This is a genomic window from Mariniflexile soesokkakense, assembly GCF_039650365.1.
Classification (GTDB): domain Bacteria; phylum Bacteroidota; class Bacteroidia; order Flavobacteriales; family Flavobacteriaceae; genus Mariniflexile; species Mariniflexile soesokkakense.
In genome coordinates, this window is sequence record NZ_JAZHYP010000002.1 from 692,398 (window position 1) to 702,543 (window position 10,146).

General features: G+C 34.8%; 4 protein-coding genes. All 4 read left to right on the forward strand.

The window, feature by feature from the left end; genetic code table 11:
• Positions 1-9: 9 nt before the first annotated feature.
• The gene (locus VP395_RS06765) at positions 10-1,158 is read left to right on the forward strand and encodes an alpha/beta hydrolase (RefSeq protein WP_346240996.1); all 1,149 of its coding nucleotides are present in this window, start codon (positions 10-12) and stop codon (positions 1,156-1,158) included.
• On the forward strand, positions 1,158-2,519 hold the full coding sequence (gene radA, locus VP395_RS06770) for a DNA repair protein RadA (protein WP_346240997.1): 1,362 nt from the start codon (positions 1,158-1,160) through the stop codon (positions 2,517-2,519). The genes VP395_RS06765 and radA overlap by 1 nt, the downstream gene beginning before the upstream one ends.
• A gap of 444 nt (positions 2,520-2,963) precedes the next feature.
• Positions 2,964-7,295 (forward strand): LamG-like jellyroll fold domain-containing protein, encoded by a 4,332-nt coding sequence (locus VP395_RS06775; protein ID WP_346240999.1) that lies wholly within the window; start codon positions 2,964-2,966, stop codon positions 7,293-7,295.
• 248 nt (positions 7,296-7,543) lie between these two features.
• The coding region (locus tag VP395_RS06780; RefSeq protein ID WP_346241000.1) for a LamG domain-containing protein at positions 7,544-10,146 on the forward strand (2,603 nt) is incomplete at its 3' end.

Here is a 10,146-nt window from a genome sequence, read left to right on the forward strand (position 1 = left end):
ATTCTTAAAATGAAACAACTTCTTTCCATTTTATTAGTTCTTTGTTCCGTTTCTAATTTTAATGCTCAAGTAAAATATGAGACTATAGAGTCTGCAAAACTTGGTGAAGCACGCGAATTAAAAATTCAATTCCCCAGAGGTTATAGTGCAAATGATGACACAAAGTACCCTTTGTTTATTGTTTTAGATGGCGATTATTTGTTTGAAGCCGTAGCTGGAAATGTTGATTATTATTCATATTGGGAAGACATGCCAGCAGCTATTGTAGTAGGTGTCAATCAATATGATAAACGTTATGATGATTGTATGTATTCCGAACAAAACTCGTTACCTATAGAAACTGGTGCTAATTTTTTTGAGTTTATTGGTATGGAACTTATTCCGTATTTAGAAAAAAAATACAAAACCGCCAATTTTAGGGTCGCCGTTGGACATGGTGAAACCGCGAACTTCATTAATTATTTTTTACTAAAACCAAACCCTATATTTAAAGGTTACATTGCTATAAGTCCAGAATTAGCACCTAAAATGCTTGATTATCTTCCAGAAGTGTTAGGTAAAATCCCATCTAAAACTTTTTACTATTTGGCAAATACAAATAATGATTCATCATCCATTAAAAAAATGACAGACGCTTTAAACACCGATATTTCAGTGTTAGACAACAAAAACCTATTCTATAAATTCAATAATTTTGAAAAACCATCGCATTATTCGGTACCTACACATGCCATTCCAAATGCCATTGAATCTATTTTTAAAGTGTTTCAACCTATCAGTAAAGATGAATACACGGAGACTATTCTAAAATTGGAAGGCTCACCCGTTGAATATCTTCAAGAAAAATATAAAACCATTTACGATTTGTTTGGCATAAAAAAACAGATTCTTATTAACGATTTTAAAGCCATTTCAGCAGCTATTGAAAAAACACAACAGTTTGAATATTATGAAGCTTTAGGCAAAATTGCCCGTGACGAATACCCAAAAACATTATTGGGGAGCTATTATTTAGCACGTTTTTACGAAGAAACGGGCGACACAAAAAAAGCCATGCGTACCTATCAAACAGGTTATACTTTTGATGAAGTTGCTGGGATAACAAAAGACATTATGCTTGAAAAAGCAGAAGCCATAAAAGTAGATTTTGGATATTAATGGCAAAAGTAAAAACCACCTTTTTTTGTCAGAACTGCGGTTCGCAATATGCTAAATGGCAAGGGCAATGTAACGCTTGTAAGGAGTGGAACACCATTGTTGAAGAAGTTATTCAAACACCCGATAAAAGTGATTGGAAATCACCAACATCGGCAGCAAAAAAGACAGCTGTTCCATTACGAATTCAAGATATCGACGCATCAAAAGAAGCGCGGTTAGATACTTTTGATGGTGAATTTAACCGCGTGCTTGGTGGCGGTATTGTACCAGGGTCTTTAACCCTTTTAGGCGGTGAACCGGGAATTGGAAAAAGCACCTTACTGCTTCAAATTTCATTAAAACTACCTTATAAAACCTTATATGTTTCGGGGGAAGAAAGTCAAAAACAAATAAAAATGCGTGCTGAACGCATCAACCCAAAGCATAATAATTGTTATATTCTTACAGAAACCAAAACCCAAAATATCTTTAAACAAATTGAAGCTTTAGAACCTGATATTGTAATTATCGATTCCATTCAAACCCTTCACAGCGATTATATCGAATCGTCTTCAGGGAGTATTTCACAAATAAAAGAATGTACGACCGAACTTATCAAGTTTGCCAAAGAAACCGCAACCCCAGTATTGTTAATTGGTCACATAACTAAAGATGGCAATATTGCCGGTCCTAAAATTTTAGAGCACATGGTCGATACTGTTTTACAGTTTGAAGGTGATCGTAATCATGTATTTAGAATTTTACGAGCACATAAAAACCGATTTGGGTCTACGAATGAATTAGGTATTTACGAAATGCAAGGTTCTGGATTACGTGAAGTTTCAAATCCATCAGAAATATTAATTTCTAAAAAGGACGAAGAATTATCTGGAAACGCCATTGCTGCAACTTTAGAAGGCATGCGCCCACTAATGATTGAAGTGCAAGCATTGGTTAGTACTGCGGTTTATGGCACACCACAGCGAAGTGCTACGGGGTTTAATGCCAAACGACTCAATATGCTTTTGGCAGTACTAGAAAAACGTGCAGGTTTCCGTCTTGGGGCTAAAGATGTGTTTTTAAATATTACAGGTGGTATTACAGTAGATGACCCAGCAATTGATTTAGCTGTAGTCGCCTCTATTTTATCATCCAATGAGGATGTGGCCCTGCAAAAGGATTTTTGCTTTGCTGCTGAAGTTGGTTTGTCTGGTGAAATACGCCCGGTTCAACGCGTAGAGCAACGTATTTTAGAAGCAGAAAAATTGGGGTTTTCAACCATTTTTGTGTCTAAATATAATAAAATAGCACTTAAAAATACGGCTATTAAAATTCAACTCATTTCTAAAATTGAAGATTTGGTTGATGCTATAGTATCTTAAGTGGAAGCTTTTTTTGGAATACCAAAGTATCAAAAAGGTTATACTATTTTCAAATTTTACATGTTTTTTCTTACTAAATAAATCGCTTTATCGCACTAATTAAACACTTAATCGAAAAAAAGCATTAATTTTTTTTGACTGAATCAATTTTTATCCTTACTATTGTACTGTTAATTTAATGAATAATGTAAACAAATATTAATTCGTTAAGTTGCATTTCCCTCACGTTATAGATTTTTAATCTAAAATTTAGTATTAAAAAAAAGAATATTTTTTAAGCTAATAGATTGAAGATCAAATCGTAATGTAAACTATCGCTTTCTTTTTATATGTTCATTATTCATATCTGTAAACAGATTTGCTTTAAAACATGAATATGGCATAGCTGTTTATATCAAGGTTAACATTTGTAATTTAATTGATTAAACCCCTAATCTGTTACCTATGAAGACAAAACTACTTGTTGTTTTTACCATACTATTAGCTTTTAATTTTTCTTTAGCACAAAAGTCAAATGTTAAAATAAAAGTAGAATGGACTATAAAATCATTCAATTATAAAGTTGATATCTATGACCCTTCAAATAAACTCATAGCAACCATTTGTGATGATACGCAATGTTATGAAAAAAATAAACAAACCAACATTGATGATTATAGTGTAACACTAGATTTAGGTTGCTTGCCCAATGGTAATGATTACTATGTTGTACTTTATGACATAAAAGACAGCGGTTGGAATAAAGGGTCTATCAGTATTGAAGTAGCTGGTAAAGAGGTTTTAGCCGATGATGGTTCCGATGCTTCAAAAAAAGGAAAAACCAAATCGTTCAAAGTTTCAGGAAATGATACCTCATGCAATACCCCACCAGATAAAGATACCGATGGTGATGGAATATTTGATTCAGTAGATTTGGATGATGACAATGATGGAATTTTAGATAGCGAAGAAAATAATATTCTCAGCTATGGTGGTTTTGAAAATGTGACCGTTTCAAATAATGGAAACAATCAAGCAGGGCAAGGTGTAAATGCAACTACCATTTTACCATGGATTTTGATTCCAGGCGATTTAGGTTCGGGAGGAACACCTAATGTTGTTCGGGTTAATGGTGGTGCTTATAACTACGGAAATGGAGGCCCCCCGTTTGACGCAGATACAAAAACAAATACTGTTGGATTGAATCAACATTACTTTGACATAAATGGTAATGCCGATATTTACCAATCTTTTACAATTACTTCAACAACCAATATTACATATTCCGGCTATTTTTCTCCAAGAGATAACAATAATACAGCGACCGCTAAAATTTCTATTTATTCGGGTGTTGGAAATAATTTGAACGGCGCTACTTTAATTGCAGATACTGGAACTATCGCAATACCTATACAGAATGGGTCTTCGGCAGCAACTCCATGGACATTGATTCAAGGCACGGTTACACTTTCACCTGGTAAATATTCTTATGTAGTAACCATGTCTAATTACTCAAATTTTGATGAAGGCTCGGTTAAATATACAAACTCAACTCTTGATACCGATGGTGATGGAATAGCCAATATGTTTGATTTGGACAGTGACAATGACGGTATTTTTGATGCTGAAGAAGCGGGTCATGGAAAACCATATACAAATGGCATTGTAAATGGAAATGTGGGAACCGATGGTATTCCAGATGCAGTTCAAGCATCAGCAAATTGCCGAACGGTAAACTATGTGCTTAAAGAAAGTTCGAACGACGCAGATTATATATTTAACTATTTAGATTTAGATAGTGATGGAGACGGGATTCCAGATAATGTAGAAGCTCAAACAACCTTAGGCTATATTTCGCCAGCAGGTTCAGTAAATGCGTTTGGTGTTGATAAAAATTATTTAACTGGATTGACACCTGTAAATACAGATGGAACAGATAGTGCTGACTATTTGGATTTAGATTCAGACAATGAAGGCGGTAATGATACAACTGAGGCTGGCATAACACTTACAGGAATAGATTCTGACTATGACGGACTAGATAACAGTACGGATGCTACAACAGGGTATTCTGATGCTAACGGAACCATTAATAATCCTAGTTTATTACCAGATGCAGACAGCGACGCTAATACTGGGGGCGATGTAGATTTTAGGGATGCTGTTTTTACTTTCATAAATGTACCCTATAATGCCATGCTGTATTTTGATGGTGTAGACAATTATCTTTCTGGAAATTCATTTATAAATGGACTAAATAATGTTACAATGATGGCTTGGGTTAAGTCCAATTCTGGAATTTCAATCAACACTACTATTGCTGGTGAGGATGTTGCTTGCAAATTATGGTTAAAAAATGGAAACAAGCCAATGTTTACAGTGAGAACTAATAAACATGCTGAAAAATCGGCAGGAGATTGTTCTGATTGTAGCACTATTAAATTTGATAAATGGCATCATATTGCAGGAAGCTATTCTAGTTCAACAGGCTTGATGAAGCTTTACATGGATGGAGTTCTAATGGACACAAAGAATATTGGAAAAAGTGGAAACCAAATTGCTTTAAGCCAAGACGCAAATAACACTTTTGAAATTGGCCGATTTTCAAACAAATTAACAAATGGACAATATTTTAAAGGAGATATAGATGAAGTTCGAGTATTTAATACGGCATTAACAGATAGTCAATTACAACAAATGGTTTATCAGGAAATTGAAAACAATAATGGTTCTATAAGAGGAACGGTTATTGGGAAAGATATAATTGATAACACCACTAAAAGCAAAGTGCCTTGGGAAAATTTAATAGCTTATTACCCAATGACTGATATTAAAAACAATAAAACTATTGATTATTCCAATAACGACCATGAATTAACCTTAAACAATATTGAAACCATATTAGAGCAAACAGCTCCAATGCCGTATGTTACAGGTTTCGATGGGAATTGGGAAAGTAACAGTATCTGGTTACACGGTGATGTTTGGGATATTGAAGATGTTGTTAATAGTAAAGATAATGGTATTATTAAAATATCGAATAATATAACAACCAATAGTTCTATTAAAACCTTAGGACTTATAATCGATGAAGGAAAAACCCTTACCGTAAATGGCGATCATGAAATATATAACAGCTGGTTTTTAAACTTAGGCGGCACCTTAGATTTAATGAACGATTCGCAATTAGTACAAACCACTACTAGCGATTTAGTCACATCAGCTACTGGAAAACTTTTAAGGAGACAAGAAGGCACCTCCAATGCCTTTAGGTATAATTATTGGTCCTCGCCAGTAGGTATTCAGGGAGCTACCGGCTTAATAGACAATAATGCGGCAACTAATAACACCAACAATACTGCATTTACCCTAAATATGCTAAAAGATGAAACAGGGTTTAATATGCAGTTTGCTTCGGCATATAACCAAGCGGGTAAAATCAGCACCTACTGGCTCTACACTTTTAAAAATGGCCTAACCTATTGGGATTGGGCTTCGGTAAAGCCAAATACACTTTTAGAACCAGGAGTGGGCTATACCCAAAAAGGCACTGGAAATGCCGGTTTGCAACAACAGTATATATTTGAAGGCAAGCCCAATAACGGCACCATTATAGTAAAAGTAACCGATAAAGGAGGCCCTGGGTCTGTAACCAATGTATCAAAAACAGAGTATCTGCTAGGCAACCCCTACCCTTCAGCTTTAGATATCCATAAATTTATTGATGACAATAAAGGCATTATAGGAGGCACGGTGCAATTGTGGCAACAATGGGCCGGCAATTCCCATAATCTAAACGAGTACCAAGGAGGTTACGCACATGTTAATAAATTGGGTGCGATAAGAGCATCTCAGTTCACGGGTATTTATGGAGCTACTTTAGGGACATTGGAAGGCACATTGCCACCTGAAAGATATTTGCCTATAGGTCAAGCATTTATAGCAGAGATTGTCGCAAGCGGCAATGTGGTATTTAATAACAGCCAACGTAAATTTGTTAAAGAAATAGATGCGTATGGCGTTGTTGGCAGCATTCTTTCGCTCTTTAAATCAGGGAACAAGCAATCCAAAAGCAGTAATGGACCAGAGGGCAATGATAATAATTCAATGAAGAAAATACGATTGGAATTTAATTCTGTTGTAGGGCCCAAAACCAAAAGAGAGCTCCTTTTAGGGTTTAGCGAATCAACCACCGACGGTTTTGATTATGGCTACGATTCAGAAAACATTGAAGTCAATAACAACGATTTCAATCTGGATTTGGAAGGCAAGAACATGAACATGCAGGCGTATGCGCCCATTACGTCGGACAAAGCAGTTCCCTTAAACTTTAAGTCCTCGGGCAACAATACTTTTGAGATTAAAGCTACCGAGCTAAAGAACATAGATGAGGACCAAGAGGTTTATTTAAGGGACAATGAAACGGATACCTATTTCGATCTAAGACAAGGTACGGCCTATAAATTTTCGTCGACACAAGGAAAGTTCAACAAAAGGTTCGAGTTGGTGTTCCAGTCAAAACAGCAAAGTTTAAGTGCGGAAGAAATAATGGCACCAGAAAACTTTATTTACTACCAAAATACCACCAATACCCTATATGGTAAAAAACTTAAAGCTTCTATAGACAAATTGGCTATAGTAAACATACGAGGCCAAACAGTTTTGGAATTCAACAATGTGTCGCAGGATATGTTAACTAACGGAATGAAAATAACCGGTGTAGCAACAGGAACCTATATAGCCTGGTTTAAAGCGCAAACAGGCCAAGTATTTACTAAAAAATTTATAGTTAATTAGTTTATATATAATATGTTATAAATATTTTAAAAAGATGTTTTTAAAAACGCAAAAAATGAATTTATTTAAAATGCGAAGTGTTTTTGTTAAAAAATAAGATTTTTTAGCCTGCTTTTTATCTTGTTTTTTAACATTTAAATTACGTTCAACGTATTTATTTACAAATATAACGAGAAATTATGTTATTAATTGTTTTTCAAGTAATTAGCATTTAATATTGTAATTGATTGATCCCAAATCTATCACTTATGAAAACAAAATTACTACTAGTGGCTCTTGCCATACTGTGTACTTTTAATTTTGTTTTAGCACAAAATTCTGGTGTTAAAATAAGAGTTAAATGGACCAGTAAATCCTACGAAAACAAGATTGAGGTTTATAATACTGCAAATGATTTGTTATTAACTATTTGCGATGGTTCTCAATGCTATTCAACAACAAAACTTGATTCTCATGAAGTTTATGGTGGTAAATACGACCTAGGTTGTGTAACTAACGGAAATAACTATTACATAAAACTATTTGATGCCGCTAATAATGGCTGGAGTGGTGGGTTTGTTTCTGTTAAAGTTGATGGCGTTGAAGTTATTAATAATAACGGAAGCGGAGCAAATACCACCGGACAAATTATATATTTTAATGTAGCTGGAGGAGATGCTGCTTGCAACGCACAACTTGATACGGATAATGATGGTATTGCCGATTATTTAGATTATGATGATGATGGTGATGGCATAACAGATGCCAAAGAAAATTTAGGACAAGATAGATTTGAATGTACACTTCCTCCGTTAGACTTTTTAAATGGTACTTATGATGCTTCTGCTAGTACAAGTGGCGCGGGAACTGTAGGGGCGGTTTATCGCTTTGGAAATGCTGTGCAAGGCTATGATGTTTTAATGCAAGTCATGGAATTAACTAATACTACAATTACCAATATTGATAATGATGTAGTAGACAATCCTAATTATTTACAAACCGAACTCACTTTTTCTGGCACAGGTACTCCTGGAGCCACTTTTAAATTCACTATCGTTAACTCTGGCACCACGGTTCCTTCTACTCAAATTTTTAGGGTAAACGGAGTTACTTGGGATTGTGATGGTACAGCTAGTTTAAAGGAGTCCGTAATATATTATAATCCTGCAGCTTATGGGGTTGATAACCCTACCGATTTAGATGTGGTAGATTTAGGTGGTAATAATATTGAAATGACTTCTGGTGAAACTACCGTTAATGGCTTCTCAACTTTACCTTGGCTACGTGCCTATTATCAATTTATTGGCAATTCCTTTACCATGCGTATGCAAGCAATTAAAACGGTTACAGGATCAAGTTTACGTCAATTCGGTATGAGTTTTACACAGTGTGAGTTTTTAGATTTTAATGCTAATTCTTTAACAATAGTAACTGGTGAAGATTTTGATGGTGATGGAAATTACAATCATTTGGATTTGGATAGTGATAATGATGGTATTCCAGATAATGTGGAAGGACAGACGACCTTAGGATATTTAGCCCCCAATAATATAGTTTCCAATACAGGAGTGGATACAGCCTATGGTACTGGACTTATTGTGGTTGATACAGATAAAGATAAAGTGCCAGATTTTCTAGATTTAGATAGTGACAATGATGGGCTGTTAGATATAGAAGAAAACGGAATGGCAAATACTATTGTAACCTTTACCGATTTTGACAACGATGGAATAGACAATCTATTTGAAGGTACAAACTTAAATGATCCTTTTGATGTAAATGATGAAATAAACAATCCTTCAGCATCTATTCTTCCAGATGTTGATGGCGATTTATTTTCAGGAGGTGATTTAGATTATAGAGATTTGTTTGATGGTAATCCACCGGTTTATGCAACGATAGATTTTGATGGGGTTGACGACTATTTGTCGGCAAATTCATTTATAACAGGGCAAGACGAGGTAAGCATCATGGCTTGGGTAAAAATAGATGCAGGAAATGCTGGCACAACCACTATTGCAGGAGAAGATGTAGCTTGTAAATTATATCTTAAAAACGGAAATGAACCTAGTTTTGCAATAAAAACATTAGGAAATGCAGCAGTGGTAACAAGTTGTTCTGGCATAAACATGAATGAATGGCACCATATAGCAGGCACTTATTCCAATGCCACAGGAGACGTAAAATTATTTGTAGATGGTAAGTTGGAAAATTCATTAACAATAAGTGTTACAACTGCAAAAATTGAAAGTACTGCTAATGGCAACGAAGCTTTTGAAATTGGAAGAGCTTCAAGTAATATTATTAATAGAGAATATTTTAAAGGATATATAGATGAAGTGCGTGTATTTAATAAAGAATTAACCAATACACAATTACAGCAAATAATTTATCAAGAAGTTACTAATAATGCCGGAAATGTATGTGGTGCAATTGTACCGAAAGATATTATAGATATGGCAACCAATACTAAAATTCCATGGACAAATTTAGTAGCTTACTATCCAATGACAAATATTAAGAATAATACAACTTCTGATTATTCTATTTATAACAATGAATTAACCTTAAACTATATAACAACTGTACAAGAGCAAACAGCCCCTATGCCCTATATAACAAATGCAAATGGCAATTGGACTAGTGAAAACTCTTGGTTACACGGCAATGTTTGGGATATTGAAAGCATTGCAACAAATAAAGATTGGAGCATTGTAAAAATAGCAAATAATGTAACGGCGTGCCACCCTGTTAAAACAATGGGATTGATAATAGATGCAGGCAAAACGTTTACCGTACATAGCGATAACCTTATAGAAAACAGTTGGTATTTGGAACTAAACGGCACGCTTAATCTGGAAGACGATTCCCA

Bases quoted from the DNA above. Each gene is read 5' to 3' on its own strand.
- VP395_RS06765 (WP_346240996.1), top strand. From the start codon at position 10: ATGAAACAACTTCTTTCCATTTTATTAGTTCTTTGTTCCGTTTCTAAT.
- radA (WP_346240997.1), top strand. From the start codon at position 1,158: ATGGCAAAAGTAAAAACCACCTTTTTTTGTCAGAACTGCGGTTCGCAA.
- VP395_RS06775 (WP_346240999.1), top strand. From the start codon at position 2,964: ATGAAGACAAAACTACTTGTTGTTTTTACCATACTATTAGCTTTTAAT.